Source organism: Pseudomonas salmasensis, assembly GCF_014268375.2.
GTDB lineage: Bacteria > Pseudomonadota > Gammaproteobacteria > Pseudomonadales > Pseudomonadaceae > Aquipseudomonas > Aquipseudomonas salmasensis.
In genome coordinates this window covers 1361260-1377559 of the sequence record NZ_CP077083.1, presented here as the reverse complement: position 1 = coordinate 1377559, position 16300 = coordinate 1361260, and the positions used below count along the sequence as shown (strand labels likewise).

Annotated in this window: 18 protein-coding genes; 15 read left to right on the top strand and 3 right to left on the bottom strand. The window is 58.9% G+C overall.

Annotated elements, in window-relative coordinates; translation table 11 throughout:
• The first annotated feature begins 267 nt into the window (after nucleotides 1–267).
• From HU731_RS05835 to HU731_RS05805, 7 genes are read left to right on the top strand one after another with little or no spacing between them, the layout of a single operon-like run.
• A complete protein-coding gene (locus HU731_RS05835) occupies nucleotides 268–1227 on the top strand; it encodes a sugar ABC transporter substrate-binding protein (protein WP_186607652.1) in 960 nt (319 codons plus the stop codon).
• A 57-nt stretch (nucleotides 1228–1284) separates the two neighbouring features.
• Nucleotides 1285–2838: a sugar ABC transporter ATP-binding protein gene (locus HU731_RS05830; protein WP_186607653.1), complete on the top strand. Its 1554-nt coding sequence runs from the start codon at nucleotides 1285–1287 to the stop codon at nucleotides 2836–2838.
• A complete protein-coding gene (locus HU731_RS05825) occupies nucleotides 2835–3812 on the top strand; it encodes an ABC transporter permease (RefSeq protein WP_003192502.1) in 978 nt (325 codons plus the stop codon). Before HU731_RS05830 ends, HU731_RS05825 begins: the two co-directional genes overlap by 4 nt.
• 3 nt (nucleotides 3813–3815) lie before the next feature.
• Entirely contained in the window at nucleotides 3816–4838 is a 1023-nt protein-coding gene (locus tag HU731_RS05820; RefSeq protein ID WP_003192500.1) for a LacI family DNA-binding transcriptional regulator, read from the top strand.
• 23 nt (nucleotides 4839–4861) lie between these two features.
• Complete coding sequence (rbsK, locus tag HU731_RS05815) at nucleotides 4862–5779, top strand: ribokinase (RefSeq protein WP_186607654.1); 918 nt, start codon at nucleotides 4862–4864, stop codon at nucleotides 5777–5779.
• Nucleotides 5776–6180, top strand: coding sequence for a D-ribose pyranase (gene rbsD / locus HU731_RS05810; protein ID WP_186607655.1), 405 nt, complete (start codon nucleotides 5776–5778; stop codon nucleotides 6178–6180). Before rbsK ends, rbsD begins: the two co-directional genes overlap by 4 nt.
• A gap of 27 nt (nucleotides 6181–6207) precedes the next feature.
• A complete protein-coding gene (locus HU731_RS05805) occupies nucleotides 6208–7236 on the top strand; it encodes a nucleoside hydrolase (RefSeq protein WP_044275163.1) in 1029 nt (342 codons plus the stop codon).
• A gap of 34 nt (nucleotides 7237–7270) precedes the next feature.
• On the opposite strand, the gene HU731_RS05800 is transcribed toward HU731_RS05805, so the two are convergent.
• Nucleotides 7271–7477 carry a hypothetical protein gene (locus HU731_RS05800; RefSeq protein ID WP_032896210.1) on the bottom strand — a complete coding sequence of 69 codons (207 nt, stop codon included), beginning with the start codon at nucleotides 7475–7477 and terminating at the stop codon, nucleotides 7271–7273.
• 156 nt (nucleotides 7478–7633) lie between these two features.
• Between HU731_RS05800 and HU731_RS05795 the strand changes: the two genes are divergently transcribed.
• Nucleotides 7634–7939, top strand: a complete 306-nt coding sequence (locus tag HU731_RS05795; protein ID WP_186607656.1) for a hypothetical protein — start codon at nucleotides 7634–7636, stop codon at nucleotides 7937–7939.
• Between the two features lie 144 nt (nucleotides 7940–8083).
• Nucleotides 8084–8404, top strand: a complete 321-nt coding sequence (locus tag HU731_RS05790) for an I78 family peptidase inhibitor (protein WP_003192494.1) — start codon at nucleotides 8084–8086, stop codon at nucleotides 8402–8404.
• Nucleotides 8405–8471: 67 nt separating this feature from the next.
• On the opposite strand, the gene HU731_RS05785 is transcribed toward HU731_RS05790, so the two are convergent.
• Entirely contained in the window at nucleotides 8472–8684 is a 213-nt protein-coding gene (locus HU731_RS05785) for a cold-shock protein (protein ID WP_003234260.1), read from the bottom strand.
• A gap of 289 nt (nucleotides 8685–8973) precedes the next feature.
• Complete coding sequence (locus HU731_RS05780; RefSeq protein WP_019820908.1) at nucleotides 8974–9288, bottom strand: hypothetical protein; 315 nt, start codon at nucleotides 9286–9288, stop codon at nucleotides 8974–8976.
• Nucleotides 9289–9652: 364 nt separating this feature from the next.
• Here HU731_RS05780 and thrS point away from each other — a divergent pair, with 364 nt between their 5' ends.
• From thrS to pheT, 6 genes are all read left to right on the top strand, one after another.
• On the top strand, nucleotides 9653–11575 hold the full coding sequence (gene thrS, locus HU731_RS05775) for a threonine--tRNA ligase (protein ID WP_186607657.1): 1923 nt from the start codon (nucleotides 9653–9655) through the stop codon (nucleotides 11573–11575).
• Nucleotides 11575–12126 carry a translation initiation factor IF-3 gene (infC, locus tag HU731_RS05770; protein WP_015884933.1) on the top strand — a complete coding sequence of 184 codons (552 nt, stop codon included), beginning with the start codon at nucleotides 11575–11577 and terminating at the stop codon, nucleotides 12124–12126. The genes thrS and infC overlap by 1 nt, the downstream gene beginning before the upstream one ends.
• A gap of 59 nt (nucleotides 12127–12185) precedes the next feature.
• The gene (gene rpmI, locus HU731_RS05765) at nucleotides 12186–12380 is read left to right on the top strand and encodes a 50S ribosomal protein L35 (RefSeq protein WP_002553160.1); all 195 of its coding nucleotides are present in this window, start codon (nucleotides 12186–12188) and stop codon (nucleotides 12378–12380) included.
• Between the two features lie 29 nt (nucleotides 12381–12409).
• Nucleotides 12410–12766, top strand: a complete 357-nt coding sequence (gene rplT, locus HU731_RS05760) for a 50S ribosomal protein L20 (protein ID WP_003192488.1) — start codon at nucleotides 12410–12412, stop codon at nucleotides 12764–12766.
• Between the two features lie 109 nt (nucleotides 12767–12875).
• Nucleotides 12876–13892 carry a phenylalanine--tRNA ligase subunit alpha gene (gene pheS, locus HU731_RS05755; RefSeq protein WP_003192486.1) on the top strand — a complete coding sequence of 339 codons (1017 nt, stop codon included), beginning with the start codon at nucleotides 12876–12878 and terminating at the stop codon, nucleotides 13890–13892.
• A 26-nt stretch (nucleotides 13893–13918) separates the two neighbouring features.
• A complete protein-coding gene (gene pheT, locus HU731_RS05750; RefSeq protein ID WP_186607658.1) occupies nucleotides 13919–16297 on the top strand; it encodes a phenylalanine--tRNA ligase subunit beta in 2379 nt (792 codons plus the stop codon).
• Nucleotides 16298–16300 lie beyond the last annotated feature (3 nt).

Sequence of the window (16300 nt, the reverse complement as noted above, 5' to 3'; positions counted from 1 at the left end):
ACGGTCACATAGGGTGAGTTTGCTTAAACGTATCAGCGGTCAGTAGCTGAAGATTAAGTTTGGAGGGCGCCCATGAAAGGCTCGCTGCTACCGTTGACAAATCTCGACAAGGTTCTCATAGTTTGCTCAACGCAAACGTTTGCGAGATGTTTCACTGCGCCCTTGGCACATCGTGACAGCTCGTATCAGCCGCCCAGGTGGGAGGGCTGCCGAAGGGCTCTTCGGTGCAAGCGTTGCTTACAATAATCATAAGATCGGAGTGAACCCATGAAGCTGCCATTTGCTGGACGTCTTCTTGCTGTTGCTGTGCTTGCTGCCGCATCCGTCGCTTTGCCTCTCTCTTCTGCATTTGCCGATGACGCTGCCAAAACGCCTACCGTGGGTTTGGTGATGAAGTCCCTTGCCAATGAGTTTTTTGTCACCATGACCGACGGTGCGAAGGACTACCAGAAAGCGCACCCAACAGAATTCAAGTTGATCTCCAACGGCATCAAGAACGAAACCGATACCAGCGCTCAGATCGCCATCGTCAACGAAATGATCAACGCCAAGGTCGATGCGCTTGTCATCGCTCCCGCCGACTCCAAGGCACTCGCCAGTGTGCTGAAGAAAGCTTCCGATGCCGGTATCAAAGTCGTCAACATCGACAACCGCCTGGACCCGGAAGTACTCAAAAGCAAAAAACTCGATATCCCATTTGTAGGCCCGGATAACCGCAAAGGCTCCAAGCTGGTGGGCGACTACCTGGCCAAGCAACTGGCCGCCGGTGACAAGGTCGGCATCATCGAGGGCGTACCCACTACCACCAATGCCCAGCAGCGCACCGCAGGCTTCAAGGATGCGATGGACGCGGCAAGCATGAAGATTGTTTCCACCCAATCCGGTAACTGGGAAATCGACCAAGGCAACAAGATCGCCGCAGCGATGCTGAGCGAAACGCCAGATATCAAGGCGCTGCTGGCCGGTAACGACAACATGGCCCTGGGCGCTGTTTCCGCCGTGCGTGCGGCAGGCAAGGCCGGCAAGGTGTTGGTGGTGGGTTACGACAACATTGACGCGATCAAACCAATGCTCAAGGACGGCCGCGTGTTGGCCACCGCTGACCAGGCCGCCGCCCAGCAAGCCGTGTTCGGTATTCAGAATGCGCTGAAGCTGGTCAAGGGTGAGAAAGTCGATGCCAAAGATGGCGTGATCGAAACCCCGGTCGAACTCGTCATCAAGCAGTAATCCTGGCAGTACCCAACAGCGCCCGCTCGTCCTGAGCGGGCGCCTGGAGATTTTCCTATGTCATCTTCCGCCCCGAACGCTGTCCTCTCGGTCAGCGGTATCGGTAAGACCTATGCCCAACCGGTTCTGTCCGACATCACCCTGACGCTTAATCGCGGGGAAGTGTTGGCGCTGACCGGTGAGAACGGCGCAGGCAAAAGTACCTTGTCGAAGATCATCGGCGGCCTGGTCACGCCCACCACCGGGCACATGCAATTCAATGGTCAGGATTACCGCCCCGCCAGCCGCACCCAGGCCGAAGCCTTGGGCGTGCGCATGGTCATGCAGGAGCTCAACCTGCTGCCGACGCTGACCGTGGCTGAAAACCTGTTCCTGGATAACCTGCCGAGCCGCTGTGGCTGGATCAGCCGCAAACAACTGCGCAAGGCCGCGATCGAAGCCATGGCCCAAGTCGGCCTGGACGCGATCGACCCGGACACGCTGGTGGGCAGCCTGGGCATCGGTCACCAGCAAATGGTCGAGATCGCGCGTAACCTGATCGGCGACTGCCATGTGCTGATCCTCGACGAACCCACGGCGATGCTCACCGCCCGTGAAGTCGAGATGCTGTTTGAGCAAATCACGCGCCTGCAGGCCCGTGGCGTGGCGATCATTTATATTTCGCACCGGCTCGAAGAGTTGGCCCGTGTCGCCCAGCGCATTGCGGTATTGCGCGACGGCAAACTGGTCTGCGTCGAGCCGATGGCCAACTACAACAGTGAGCAGTTGGTGACCTTGATGGTCGGTCGCGAGCTGGGCGAACACATCGACCTGGGCCCACGCACCATCGGTAGCCCGGCCTTGACGGTGAAGGGCCTGACCCGTTCGGACAAGGTCCGCGATGTGTCCTTTGAAGTGCGCGCCGGCGAAATCTATGGCATTTCCGGCCTGATCGGCGCTGGTCGCACCGAATTGCTGCGCCTGATCTTCGGCGCCGACCCGGCCGACAGCGGTACCGTGGCCCTGGGTTCGCCGGCCAAGGTGGTGAGCATTCGCTCGCCGGTGGACGCGGTCGGTCACGGTATTGCCCTGATCACCGAAGACCGCAAGGGCGAGGGCCTGCTGCTGACCCAGTCCATCAGCGCCAATATCGCCCTGGGCAACATGCCGGAAATTTCCGGCGGTGGCGTCGTCAACAGCCGCAACGAAACTGCTCTGGCCAAGCGCCAGATCGATGCCATGCGTATCCGCAGTTCCAGCCCGACGCAACTGGTGTCCGAGCTGTCAGGTGGTAACCAGCAAAAGGTGGTGATTGGCCGCTGGCTGGAGCGCGATTGCGCGGTGATGCTGTTCGATGAGCCCACCCGCGGCATCGACGTCGGTGCCAAGTTCGACATCTATGCCTTGCTCGGTGAACTGACCCGCCAGGGCAAAGCGCTGGTGGTGGTGTCCAGTGACCTGCGTGAGCTGATGCTGATCTGTGACCGCATTGGTGTGTTGTCCGCTGGCCGCCTGATCGAAACCTTCGAGCGTGACAGCTGGACCCAGGACGAATTGCTCGCCGCCGCCTTTGCCGGCTATCAGAAACGTGATGCGCTGCTCAACGAAGCAGTGCCTAGGAATACCCCATGAAAACAAGCATTTCCCCCGGTAAAACTGGCGGCAACTTCTATGGCCTGGGTACCTACCTGGGGCTGGCGGGTGCCTTGCTGGCGATGATTGCGCTGTTCTCGGTGCTCAGCGATCACTTCCTGTCCTATGACACCTTCAGCACCCTGGCCAACCAGATCCCGGACCTGATGGTGCTGGCGGTGGGCATGACCTTCATCCTTATCATTGGCGGCATCGACCTGTCCGTGGGCTCGGTACTGGCATTGGCGGCCTCGGCAGTCAGCGTGGCGATCCTGGGTTGGGGCTGGAGCGTGTTGCCTGCTGCTCTGCTGGGCATGGGCTGCGCGGCGTTGGCCGGTACTATCACCGGTTCCATTACGGTGGCCTGGCGCATTCCGTCATTTATCGTGTCCCTTGGCGTGCTGGAAATGGCACGCGGCGTGGCCTACCAGATGACGGGCTCGCGCACCGCTTATATCGGTGACTCGTTTGCCTGGCTGTCCAACCCGATTGCCTTCGGCATTTCCCCGTCGTTTATCATCGCGCTGCTGGTGATCATCGCGGCCCAGTTGGTACTGACCCGCACGGTCTTCGGTCGTTACCTGATCGGCATCGGCACCAACGAAGAAGCGGTGCGCCTGGCGGGTATCAATCCCAAGCCTTACAAGATCCTGGTGTTCAGCCTGATGGGCCTGTTGGCCGGTGTGGCGGCGTTGTTTCAGATTTCGCGTCTGGAAGCGGCGGACCCGAATGCCGGTTCGGGCCTGGAGCTGCAAGTGATCGCCGCCGTGGTGATCGGTGGCACCAGCCTGATGGGCGGGCGTGGCTCGGTCATCAGTACGTTCTTCGGCGTGTTGATCATTTCGGTCTTGGCTGCCGGGTTGGCGCAGATCGGCGCGACGGAACCGACTAAACGCATCATTACCGGTGCCGTGATCGTGATTGCCGTGGTCCTCGACACTTACCGCAGCCAGCGCGCCAGTCGGCGGGGCTGAACCATGGCAACGATCAAGGATGTGGCAGCGCTTGCAGGTATTTCCTACACCACCGTGTCCCATGTGGTGAACAAGACGCGCCCGGTGAGTGAGCCGGTACGCATCAAGGTCGAGGCGGCGATCAAGCAGTTGGACTACGTGCCCAGTGCCGTCGCACGCTCGCTCAAGGCCAAGACCACGGCAACCATCGGCCTGCTGGTGCCCAACAGCCTCAACCCGTATTTTGCCGAACTGGCCCGGGGTATCGAGGATTACTGCGAGCGTAATGGCTATTGCGTGATCCTCTGCAACTCCGATGACGACGCAGAGAAACAGCGCAGTTATTTGCGCGTGTTGCTGGAAAAACGCGTCGACGGCTTGATCGTGACCTCCGTGGGCGGCGATGACAGTGGCCTTGCCGCAGGCTTGAGTGCCGTGCGCACGCCCATGGTGATTGTCGACCGGGCGCTGGATGGGATTGATGTGGACCTGGTGCGCATCGATCACGAAGAGGGCGCTTACCTGGCGACCCGGCACTTATTGGAATTGGGGCACCGCGACATCGCCTGTATCGGCGGCCCTGGGCATACCCGCGTGGCGCAGATGCGCCTGGCGGGTTACCAGCGTGCATTGCGCGAGGCGGGCATCGAGGTGCTGGCCAGTCGTACCCTGGAAAGCGATTTCACCAGCACGGGCGGCTATGCCGCAGCCGTACAGTTATTATCGCAACACCCGCCCAGCGCGATTTTCGCCAGCAACGATATGATCGGGTTTGGCGTACTGCGCGCCGCCGCCGAGCGCAATGTGCGGGTGCCGGGCGAGCTGTCGGTCATCGGTTTTGATGACATTCAGATGGGGCGCTACGTCTACCCGGCGCTGACAACGGTCGGCCAGTCGATCCTGCAATTGGGTGAGACGGCCGCCGAATTATTACTGCAACGAATAGCAACACCCCAACTGCCGATCGATCAACGTATCGTGACGCCCAGTATTGTTTTGCGTGAGTCGACCGCGCCATTGGCTGATGTGTTCGCCCAATACCGCTGAACCGAATTGATGAGTACTGATGTATGCCAGCAAAAGTAGTGGTAATAGGCAGCTTGAACATGGACCTGGTCACCCGCGCCAGTCGCCTGCCGCGTGCCGGTGAAACCCTGATCGGCCAGACGTTCTCCACTGTGCCCGGTGGCAAGGGCGCCAACCAGGCCGTCGCCTCGGCACGCCTGGGGGCCAGTGTCGCAATGGTGGGGTGCATCGGTACCGACGCCTACGGCAGCCAATTGCGCGATGCGCTGCTGGTGGAAGGCATCGATTGCCAGGCAGTCAGCACGGTGGACGGCTCCAGCGGTGTGGCGTTGATCGTGGTCGATGACAGCAGCCAGAACGCCATTGTCATTGTGGCCGGCAGCAACGCTGAGCTGACGCCCGCGTCGCTGCAAACGTGCGACGCTGTGCTGCAGGCGGCAGACGTGATCATCTGCCAGCTTGAGGTGCCAATGGAGACCGTTGGGTATGCGCTCAAGCGGGGTCGCGAGCTGGGCAAGACCGTCATCCTCAACCCGGCCCCTGCAAGCGGACCGTTGCCCGCTGACTGGTATGCCTCGATCGATTATCTGATCCCCAATGAAAGCGAGGCCAGCGCCCTGAGCGGCGTGACGGTCGACTCCCTCGACAGCGCCAAGGTCGCCGCGACAGCACTGATCAAGGCGGGCGCTGGTAAGGTCATCATCACCCTTGGCGCCCAGGGCGCGCTGTTTGCCGACGGCAAGGGCTTTGAGCACCTGGTGGCGCCGAAGGTCAAGGCGGTGGATACCACCGCTGCTGGCGATACCTTTGTTGGTGGCTTCGCCGCCGCGCTGGCCGCGGGCCAGAGCGAAGCCGAGGCGATCCGTTTTGGCCAGGTGGCGGCGGCGTTGTCAGTGACCCGCGCCGGCGCTCAGCCTTCCATTCCTACGCTGCACGACGTACAAGGTTTTGTGCCCGCATGAAAAAGACACCTTTGCTGAATATCGCCCTGTCGCGCGTGATCGCGTCCCTGGGCCACGGTGACATCCTGGTCATCGGCGATGCCGGCCTGCCGGTACCTCCTGGCGTCGAATTGATCGACCTGGCACTGACCCAGGGCATCCCGGACTTCATCAGCACCTTGCGCATCGTGCTTAGCGAAATGCAGGTGGAAAGCCATGTGCTGGCGCAAGAGATCCTGCTGAAACAACCGCCCGCGCTGACCGCGCTAAATGCGCTGACAGAGCAGGCTGCACTGGGCGAACGGCGCCTGCTCAGCCATGACCAATTCAAGCAATTGAGCCGCAATGCCCGCGCCGTGGTACGCACTGGCGAGTGCCAGCCGTACTGCAATATCGCGCTGGTGTCCGGCGTAACGTTCTAGCGTCCCCCCTATGACAAGGAGTGCTTTATGCAACGTGGTCTACCTACCCTGAAAAACCTGTTCCGGAGTGTTCTGCTTTTGTCCGCGCTCACTGCTGCAAGCGCCCAAGCGGCGGAAAAAATCGACCTGATCATCGACACCGACCCGGGTGCCGATGACGTGGTGGCCTTGCTGTTCGCCATGGCCTCGCCGCAGGAGCTGAGCATTCGTGCGCTGACTACCGTCGCCGGCAATGTGCGCCTGGACAAGACCTCCCGCAACGCGCGCCTGGCGCGTGAGTGGGCAGGGCGCGAGGACATCCCGGTGTACGCCGGTGCGCCAGCGCCGTTGCTGCGCAAACCAATCTACGCCGAAAATATCCATGGCAAGGAAGGCATCTCGGGCGTCACGGTGCATGAACCGAAAAAAGGCCTGGCCGAAGGCAATGCCGTTGACTACCTGATCAAGACCCTGAGCAGCGCCAAGCCGCACAGCATCACCATCGCCATGCTCGGCCCGCAGACCAACCTGGCACTGGCACTGACTCAAGCGCCCGAAATAACCCAGGGCATCAAGGAAGTGGTCGTGATGGGCGGCGCCCACTTCAATGGCGGCAATATCACCCCTGTGGCTGAGTTCAACCTGTTCGCCGATCCGGTGGCGGCTGAGATCGTGCTCAAAAGCGGTGTGAAATTGACTTACCTGCCGTTGGACGTGACCCATAAAGTCCTCACCAGCGACGCCCGCCTGAAGAAGATTGCGGACCTGAACAACAACGCGAGCAAGGTGGTCAGCAGTATTCTGAATGAGTACGTCAAAGGCGATATGGAGCACTACGGCATTCCGGGTGGCCCGGTCCATGACGCTACCGTGGTGGCGTACCTGCTCAAGCCTTCGCTGTTCAGCGGTCGTGAGGCCAATGTGGTGGTCGACAGCCGCGAAGGTCCGACCTTCGGCCAGACCATCGTCGATTGGTACGACGGCCTCAAGCAGCCCAAGAATGTGTTCTGGGTTGAGAATGGCGACGCCCAGGGCTTCTTCGATCTGCTGACCGAGCGCCTGGCGCGTCTGAAGTAAGGTGTTTTGCCGGGCGGCGCTCGTCGTCCGGTTCTTATTCGCGCCCTTGGGCGCCCCCGTAGTCGGCCGGGTATTTCTCGAATATCTGGCCGATGAACGCTTGCGCCGCCTGGGTGCCCAGCTCCTTGACCAGCAGGTCGATACCAATGATCGCCAGTTCTTCCGGGCTTCCGGGGCTGTAGGAACTTTGCCCTTGGGGCCACTTGGCTTTGATGTCGGCTTGAAGCGTTACGGTGGTCATGGAAATCTCACGGGCTGAAAATGCGGGGCAGTGCACTGGAACGCTGTTCCAGAGGGGCGCAGTTAAGCATTTTGTACGGCATTTGGCACTGCTACTTAGGCATGACGTAGCGGCTGTGCGACACTGTCGGCCTGTTAAATGGCCGGGAAACACCGCGTGCAAATCGATTTGAGCAAGCCCGAAAACCTGACGCTGGACGCCGTGCGCCAACTGCTTGGCAGCGCCAGTGACGACGAACATACCCAGCTGCGGGTGACCAAAAAAGGCGTCGCCTACATTTCTTCCGGCGTAGTCGGGGGGGCCGATATCGATGGCCTGCTGTTTCGCCTGGAGACCTGGGCCAAGGGTTCCGGTTATGTCGGTCTCGTGGCGGCCAGTGACGAAGTCTGGGTTATGCAGATTTTCAACGCGCTGAAGCAGAATTGGCCTACGCCTTCGTCGGACTACATCGACATCTACTGAATACGTTCATATCTAGTCACGATTCACCGAGCGATTGCAGGCCGGGACTCAGGCAGACTTGCCTACAGGCGGTTAACGTCTTGAAACCAATCGCTTTGACTGCTGTCGCACGATCTCTGTCCACTTTTTATCATAGGAGGCTTCATGCCTTGGAAGCTCGCATCATTCGGTACTTTGTTGGCTGCGCTCGCGTTGGCGGGTTGCAGTACCCCGGGTGCCTCTGAGCCAGGCAAAGCTGCCACTGCGACCGATGCCGGTCATAGCCGCTGTGAGTCGAAGGCTGCAGAGTTCGCCATCGGCCAGAAAGCCTCGCCCCAGTTGTTGGAGCAAGCCCGCACCCGTGCCGGCGCGCAGAATGCACGCATTCTCAAGCCTAATGACATGATCACGCTGGAGTATCGCTCCGACCGCTTGAACCTGAACACCGACAACAACCTGGTGATCAACCGGGTCAACTGCGGCTGATGCGGCTTTTGCATCGCCCATAAAAAACCCCGTCACATGGACGGGGTTTTTTTAGCTCAGCGGAGAATTACTCGCCGCGAACCTGTGCAGCTTGCATACCCTTTTGGCCTTTCTCAGCCACGAAGGAAACGGTTTGGCCTTCTTTCAGGCTTTTGAAACCGTCGCTTTCGATAGCTTTGAAGTGTACGAACAGGTCGTCACCGCCACCTTGAGGAGTGATGAAGCCGAAGCCTTTTTCATCGTTGAACCATTTAACGGTGCCGGTTTGGCGATTAGACATGGTGTATCTCCAAGAAACATATATTTTCAGTAGTGCTGTGCTGCTCAGGCCAACTGGGCACACTGGGCTATCATAGTCGAAATGTTCGGCTTGGGAGCCCCCCCAAGGCACTGTTTGCTAATCAATCGCTTTGCGTTTGATCCGTCTTTAGGCTGAAAGCCCCGATTTACGGGGCTTTGCGACGAAATATCAGCTGTTAAAAAAAGCCGTAAAACCTGCATAATTTGTGTGAAATGGCAGTTTTCAGGCTGTTTTTCCAGCGAAATGACCGTCGAATCGTCAGCCATTCTTACTTTTTCTTCACCACTTTGCAGGACGAAATAGCCGCGACCGCTTTGTTTTTAAGCTCCGGGCTGGCGTTCTGGTTGGTCATCAATTCCTTGATCTCGGCAGTGCTCAATTCGGCATTGATCTTGTCAGCGCCACATTCACAGTGGGCTTTGGCAGTTTTGACGTCTACGTTCTGGCTGGCGGCGGCACTGCAGTCGTTGACGAAGGCGTCACGGGCGCCCGCTGGCCAGTTGGAAGGGGCTGCAGCCTGCGCGCCGAGGGACAGGAGGCTCAGGGTGGCGGCGACAGCGAGGGTAGAGGTAAAACGCATCATGGGATGCTCCTTTGGGTCGAGGACGAACGGCGATTCTCAGTGGCTTTGAGGCCTCACGTACAGCTCAAGTTCACTTTCGCAGCTATAAAGCCATGAATTGCTCTTTACCCAGCGCTTGGCCGACGCGATGACCGTTCATCTGTGCTAGCATCCCTGCCTGGCTATTTCCCGGCGCGCCATTTGCCGCCTTGCCAGGTTCTTTTTGTTCACTCCAGTCACTCTGGTTCGATTATCGGTTGGCCGAAAGGCTCCTGCCGCTGTAAGGCAGGCGTTCATCATTGAGCGGCCTGGTGTTGGATCTTGTACTGGCTCATCCCAACCCACGTGACCTTTGGTAGGGGTCACCACTAGGAGAGGAGGCGCCATGCCAACTATTACTCTTCCCGACGGCAGTCAACGTTCATTCGATCATCCGGTTTCCGTAGCCGAGGTCGCCGCATCCATTGGTGCAGGCCTGGCCAAGGCCACCGTGGCCGGCAAGGTCGACGGCAAGCTGGTTGACGCCAGCGACCTGATCATCAGCGACGCCAGCCTGCAAATCATCACGCCCAAGGATCAAGAGGGGCTGGAGATCATTCGCCACTCTTGCGCGCACTTGATTGGCCATGCGGTCAAGCAACTGTACCCAACCGCCAAGATGGTGATCGGCCCGGTCATTGAAGAAGGCTTCTATTACGACATCGCCTATGAGCGTCCTTTTACTCCGGACGACTTGGCGGCCATCGAGCAGCGCATGCACGCGCTGATCGAAAAAGATTACGACGTCATCAAGAAAGTCACCCCGCGTGCCGAAGTGATCGACGTGTTTACCGCGCGTGGCGAAGACTACAAACTGCGTCTGGTGGAAGACATGCCGGACGAGCAGGCCATGGGCCTGTACTACCACGAAGAATATGTCGACATGTGCCGTGGCCCGCACGTGCCGAACACGCGCTTTCTCAAGTCGTTCAAGCTGACCAAGCTCTCCGGTGCCTACTGGCGCGGTGATGCGAAGAACGAACAACTGCAACGGATCTACGGCACGGCCTGGGCTGACAAGAAGCAGCTGGCCGCCTACATCCAGCGCATCGAAGAAGCCGAAAAACGCGACCACCGCAAGATCGGTAAGCGCCTGAACCTGTTCCACCTTCAGGAAGAAGCTCCGGGCATGGTGTTCTGGCACCCGAATGGCTGGACCCTGTACCAAGTGCTTGAGCAGTACATGCGCAAGGTGCAGCGCGAAAACGGTTACCTGGAGATCAAGACCCCGCAAGTGGTTGATCGCAGCCTGTGGGAGAAATCCGGGCACTGGGCCAACTATGCCGACAACATGTTCACCACCCAGTCGGAAAACCGCGACTACGCCATCAAGCCGATGAACTGCCCGTGCCACGTGCAGGTCTTCAACCAGGGCCTGAAGAGCTACCGCGAGTTGCCGATGCGCCTGGCCGAATTCGGTGCCTGCCACCGTAACGAGCCATCGGGTGCGCTGCACGGCATCATGCGCGTGCGTGGCTTCACCCAGGACGACGCCCACATCTTCTGCACCGAAGAGCAGATGCAGGCCGAGTCCGCAGCGTTTATCAAACTGACCATGGACGTTTATCGCGATTTCGGCTTTACCGAAGTCGAGATGAAGCTGTCCACTCGTCCGGAAAAACGCGTCGGTTCCGACGAACTGTGGGATCGCGCCGAAGCGGCACTGGCCGCAGCGCTCGACAGTGCGGGCCTTGCATACGATCTGCAGCCGGGTGAGGGCGCCTTCTACGGTCCCAAGATTGAGTTCTCGCTCAAAGATTGCCTTGGCCGTGTCTGGCAGTGTGGTACCCTGCAGCTCGATTTTAACCTGCCGATCCGTCTGGGAGCCGAATACGTCTCCGAAGACAACAGCCGTAAACACCCGGTTATGCTGCACCGGGCGATCCTCGGCTCGTTCGAACGGTTCGTCGGTATCCTGATCGAACACTACGAGGGCGCGTTCCCTGCGTGGCTGGCTCCGACCCAGGCAGTGATCATGAATATCACTGATAAACAGGCAGATTTTGCCGCTGAAGTTGAAAAAACTCTCAACGAAAGCGGGTTTCGTGCCAAGTCCGACTTGAGAAATGAAAAGATCGGCTTTAAAATCCGCGAGCATACCTTGCTCAAGGTTCCCTATCTCTTGGTTATCGGAGATCGGGAAGTCGAGATGCAGACTGTCGCTGTGCGTACTCGTGAAGGTGCTGACCTGGGCTCGATGCCCGTCGCCCAGTTCGCTGAGTTCCTCGCGCAAGCGGTTTCCCGGCGTGGTCGCCCAGATTCGGAGTAATTATTATTAAGCGTGAAATGAGACAAGATAAACGAGCTGCACCGAAAGCCCCGATCAACGAGAATATCTCGGCACGCGAGGTTCGGTTAATTGGCGCTGATGGCGAGCAGATTGGCATCGTCTCGATTGATGAAGCGCTTCGTATTGCAGAAGAGTCCAAGCTGGACCTGGTGGAAATCTCCGCCGATGCAATCCCACCTGTTTGTCGGGTGATGGACTACGGCAAATCGATCTTCGAAAAGAAGAAGCAGGTTGCCGCAGCGAAGAAGAACCAGAAGCAGATTCAAGTAAAAGAAATCAAGTTTCGTCCAGGGACGGAGGAAGGGGATTACCAGGTAAAACTGCGCAACCTGGTACGTTTCCTGAGTGATGGGGACAGGGCCAAGGTATCCTTGCGATTCCGCGGCCGTGAGATGGCCCACCAGGAGCTGGGGATGGAACTCCTCAAGCGGGTTGAAGCTGACCTGCTCGAGTACGGTTCGGTCGAACAGCATCCTAAGATGGAAGGACGCCAGCTTATTATGGTCATCGCCCCGAAAAAGAAGAAGTAATCAACAGGGCACGGCAGGCCTTCTGATTATGTTTATCAACTGAATGCGGAGTACCGAACATGCCAAAGATGAAAACTAAAAGTGGTGCTGCTAAGCGGTTTCTGAAAACTGCTAACGGCATCAAGCACAAGCACGCTTTCAAGAGCCACATCCTGACCAAAATGTCGACCAAGCGTAAGCGTCAACTGCGCGGTAGCAGTTTGCTGCATCCGTCTGACGTGGCAAAAGTCGAGCGCATGCTGCGCCTTCGTTAATTTTGGTTCAAGAATAGAGGAAGTAACTCATGGCTCGTGTAAAGCGTGGCGTCATGGCCCGTAAGCGTCACAAAAAAATTCTGAAACTTGCTAAAGGCTACTACGGCGCGCGTTCACGCGTATTCCGTGTTGCCAAGCAAGCGGTAATCAAGGCAGGCCAATACGCCTACCGCGACCGTCGTCAGAAAAAACGTCAGTTCCGCGCTCTGTGGATCGCTCGTATCAATGCTGGTGCACGTGTTAACGGTCTGTCCTACAGCCGTTTCATCGCTGGCCTGAAAAAAGCGTCCATCGAAATCGACCGTAAGGTTCTGGCTGAACTGGCCGTGAACGAAAAAGCGGTGTTTGCTGCGATTGTCGAGAAAGCTAAAGCCTCCTTGGCTTAAGTACCCCCGACAGTCACCCTGGGCTACTCCTGTGGCCCAAGGTGGTAAACGTCATAAATAGGGGAAGAGCCTTCAAGCTCTTCCCCTATTTTGTATCTGGAGTCTGTACATGGAAAACCTGGACGCGCTCGTCGCCCAAGCCCTTGAGGCTGTGCAAAGCGCTGAAGATGTAAATGCCCTGGAGCAAATCCGGGTTCACTACCTTGGCAAGAAAGGTGAATTGACTCAGGTGATGAAGACCCTGGGAAATCTGCCCGCTGAAGAGCGTCCGCAAGTCGGTGCGCTGATCAACGTCGCCAAGGAGCGTGTCACAGAGGTTCTCAATGCGCGCAAGGCGTCGCTCGAGGAGGCCGATCTTGCGGCCAAGCTCGCCGCCGAGTCCATTGACGTGACCTTGCCCGGTCGTGGCCAGGCCTCGGGCGGTCTGCATCCGATCACCCGGACTCTGGAACGTATCGAACAGTTCTTCACCCACATCGGCTACGGCATTGCCGAAGGCCCTGAGGTCGAAGACGACTACCACAACTTCGAGGCGCTCAACATCCCAGGCCATCACCCGGCCCGGTCGATGCACGACACCTTCTATTTCAACGCCAACATGCTGCTGCGCACCCATACCTCGCCGGTACAGGTCCGCACCATGGAAGCGAACAAGCCGCCGATCCGCATTGTCTGCCCAGGCCGTGTGTACCGTAGCGACTCGGATATCACCCATTCGCCGATGTTCCACCAGGTTGAAGGCCTGCTGGTTGATCGGGATATCAATTTCGCCGACCTCAAAGGCACCATCGAGGAATTCCTGCGGGTGTTCTTCGAAAAAGAGTTGGCGGTACGTTTCCGTCCTTCGTTCTTCCCGTTCACCGAGCCATCGGCTGAAGTCGACATGGAATGCGTGATGTGCAGCGGTAAAGGCTGCCGCGTGTGCAAGCAGACCGGCTGGCTGGAAGTGATGGGCTGCGGCATGGTTCACCCCAACGTGCTGCGCATGTCCGGGATCGACCCGGAAGAGTTCTCGGGCTTTGCCTTCGGCATGGGCGTTGAGCGTCTGGCCATGCTGCGTTACGGCGTGAACGACTTGCGTCTGTTCTTCGACAACGACTTGCGGTTCCTCGCGCAATTTCGCTAGTCGTAACGAATCTTTAGGAGAGCAGGATGAAATTCAGTGAACAATGGCTGCGTGGCTGGGTAAGCCCGCAGGTAAATCGCGACGAGCTGGTTGCTCGTCTGTCGATGGCCGGTCTTGAGGTCGATAGCGTTACGCCGGCCGCCGGTGTTTTCAGCGGCGTGGTGGTGGGCGAGGTGTTGAGCACCGAGCAGCACCCGGATGCCGACAAATTGCGTGTTTGCCAGGTCAGCAACGGTTCGGAAACCTTTCAGGTCGTGTGCGGAGCGCCTAACGTGCGCCCGGGCCTGAAGATCCCGTTCGCCATGATCGGTGCCGAGCTGCCGGGCGACTTCAAGATCAAGAAGGCCAAGCTGCGTGGCGTTGAATCCAACGGCATGCTGTGCTCCCAGGCCGAGCTGCAAGTGGGTGAGGGCAATGATGGCTTGATGGAACTGCCGGCCGACGCGCCAGTGGGTCAGGACATTCGTGTTTACCTGGAACTGGAAGACGCCAGCATCGAGGTCGACCTGACCCCCAACCGCGGCGACTGCCTGTCCCTGGCTGGCCTGGCCCGTGAAGTGGGCGCGCTGTACAACGCACCTGTCACCCGTCCAGTGGTCGCTGCCGTACCGGCGGTGCACGACGAAGTGCGCTCGATTGAAGTATTGGCCCCCAACGCTTGCCCGCGTTACCTGGGGCGTGTGATTCGTAACGTCGACCTGTCCAAGCCAACTCCGCTGTGGATGGTCGAGCGCCTGCGTCGTGCCGACGTGCGCAGCATCGACGCCGCCGTCGACATCACCAACTACGTGATGCTCGAACTGGGCCAGCCGTTGCACGCGTTTGATCTCGCCGAAATCAACGGCGGCATCCGCGTGCGTATGGCCGAAGAAGGCGAGAAGCTGGTGCTGCTCGATGGCCAGGAAGTCAGCCTGCGTGCCGACACCTTGGTGATCGCCGACCACGCTCGCGCCCTGGCGATTGCCGGCGTGATGGGTGGCGAGCACAGCGGTGTATCCGCGACCACCCGTGATGTATTCCTTGAAAGCGCGTTCTTCGACCAGATCGCGATCGCTGGCAAGGCCCGTTCCTACGGCCTGCACACCGATGCGTCGCACCGCTATGAGCGCGGCGTGGACTGGAAACTCGCCCGTGAAGCCATGGAGCGCGCCACCGGCCTGCTGCTGGAAATCACCGGTGGCGAAGCCGGCCCGATCACCGAGACCGTCAGCGAACAGTACCTGCCGTCGATTGCGCCGATCACCTTGCGTGCCAAAAGCGTTGAGCAAATGCTCGGCCTGGTCATCGAGCCGGCTGAAATCGAGCAACTGCTGTCTGCGCTCGGCCTGGGTATTTCTGCGGGTGGGGAAGGGCAGTGGCAGGTTGCAGTACCTAGCCATCGCTTCGACATCAGCCTGGAAGTCGACCTGATCGAAGAGCTGGCGCGCCTGTACGGCTACAACCGCCTGCCGGTTCGCTATCCGCAAGCACGCCTGGCACCGCAACCCAAGGCCGAAGCGCGTGCGCACCTGCCTGAACTGCGTCGCTTGCTGGTTGCCCGTGGTTACCAGGAAGCCGTGACCTATAGCTTCATTGATCCAAAACAGTTCGAACTGTTCAACCCTGGCGTTGAGCCGTTGCTGCTGGCCAACCCGATCTCCAACGATATGGCCGCCATGCGTTCGTCGCTGTGGCCGGGCCTGGTGAAGGCACTTTCCCACAACCTGAACCGCCAACAAGACCGCGTGCGTCTGTTCGAAAGCGGCTTGCGTTTCGTCGGCCAGCTCGATGGCTTGAAGCAAGAGCCAATGCTGGCGGGTGTTGTCTGCGGCAGCCGTCTGCCGGAAGGCTGGGCGCAAGGCCGTGAGGTCGTGGACTTCTTCGACGTCAAGGCAGACGTGGAAGCGGTGCTGGGCTTTGCCGGTGCGCTGGACGCCTTTACGTTTGTACTGGGCAGCCACCCAGCCTTGCATCCAGGCCAGACAGCACGTATCGAGCGCGAAGGTCGCCTGGTGGGCTTCGTGGGCGCCATTCACCCAGAACTGTCGAAAACCTTGGGTCTGGACCGTCCAGTCTTCGTGTTTGAGCTAGTCTTGGCTGAAGTTGCGTCGGGCAAGATGCCTAAATTCAGCGAGTTGTCGCGCTTCCCTGAAGTGCGTCGCGACCTGGCCCTGATTGCCGACCGTGAAGTCGCCGCCACTGCAGTTCTGGATGTAATCCGTGAAAATGCAGGGGAATGGCTGACAGACCTCAGGCTATTTGACGTCTATCAGGGTAAAGGCATTGATCCGCATAGAAAAAGCCTCGCAGTTGGCTTGACCTGGCAGCATCCATCGCGCACTCTTAATGACGATGAGGTGAATACCACGACGCAAAATATCCTCACCTCGCTCGAACAAAGGTTGAACGCCACGTTAAGGAAGTGACGT

Excerpts from the sequence above, each read along its gene's own strand:
- rbsD (WP_186607655.1), top strand. The coding sequence starts at position 5,776 with ATGAAAAAGACACCTTTGCTGAATATCGCCCTGTCGCGCGTGATCGCG.
- HU731_RS05835 (WP_186607652.1), top strand. The coding sequence starts at position 268 with ATGAAGCTGCCATTTGCTGGACGTCTTCTTGCTGTTGCTGTGCTTGCT.
- rplT (WP_003192488.1), top strand. The coding sequence starts at position 12,410 with ATGGCTCGTGTAAAGCGTGGCGTCATGGCCCGTAAGCGTCACAAAAAA.
- rbsK (WP_186607654.1), top strand. The coding sequence starts at position 4,862 with ATGCCAGCAAAAGTAGTGGTAATAGGCAGCTTGAACATGGACCTGGTC.
- HU731_RS05785 (WP_003234260.1), bottom strand. The coding sequence starts at position 8,684 with ATGTCTAATCGCCAAACCGGCACCGTTAAATGGTTCAACGATGAAAAA.
- HU731_RS05830 (WP_186607653.1), top strand. The coding sequence starts at position 1,285 with ATGTCATCTTCCGCCCCGAACGCTGTCCTCTCGGTCAGCGGTATCGGT.
- pheT (WP_186607658.1), top strand. The coding sequence starts at position 13,919 with ATGAAATTCAGTGAACAATGGCTGCGTGGCTGGGTAAGCCCGCAGGTA.
- HU731_RS05825 (WP_003192502.1), top strand. The coding sequence starts at position 2,835 with ATGAAAACAAGCATTTCCCCCGGTAAAACTGGCGGCAACTTCTATGGC.
- HU731_RS05820 (WP_003192500.1), top strand. The coding sequence starts at position 3,816 with ATGGCAACGATCAAGGATGTGGCAGCGCTTGCAGGTATTTCCTACACC.
- HU731_RS05790 (WP_003192494.1), top strand. The coding sequence starts at position 8,084 with ATGCCTTGGAAGCTCGCATCATTCGGTACTTTGTTGGCTGCGCTCGCG.
- HU731_RS05800 (WP_032896210.1), bottom strand. The coding sequence starts at position 7,477 with ATGACCACCGTAACGCTTCAAGCCGACATCAAAGCCAAGTGGCCCCAA.
- HU731_RS05805 (WP_044275163.1), top strand. The coding sequence starts at position 6,208 with ATGCAACGTGGTCTACCTACCCTGAAAAACCTGTTCCGGAGTGTTCTG.
- thrS (WP_186607657.1), top strand. The coding sequence starts at position 9,653 with ATGCCAACTATTACTCTTCCCGACGGCAGTCAACGTTCATTCGATCAT.
- rpmI (WP_002553160.1), top strand. The coding sequence starts at position 12,186 with ATGCCAAAGATGAAAACTAAAAGTGGTGCTGCTAAGCGGTTTCTGAAA.
- HU731_RS05780 (WP_019820908.1), bottom strand. The coding sequence starts at position 9,288 with ATGATGCGTTTTACCTCTACCCTCGCTGTCGCCGCCACCCTGAGCCTC.
- pheS (WP_003192486.1), top strand. The coding sequence starts at position 12,876 with ATGGAAAACCTGGACGCGCTCGTCGCCCAAGCCCTTGAGGCTGTGCAA.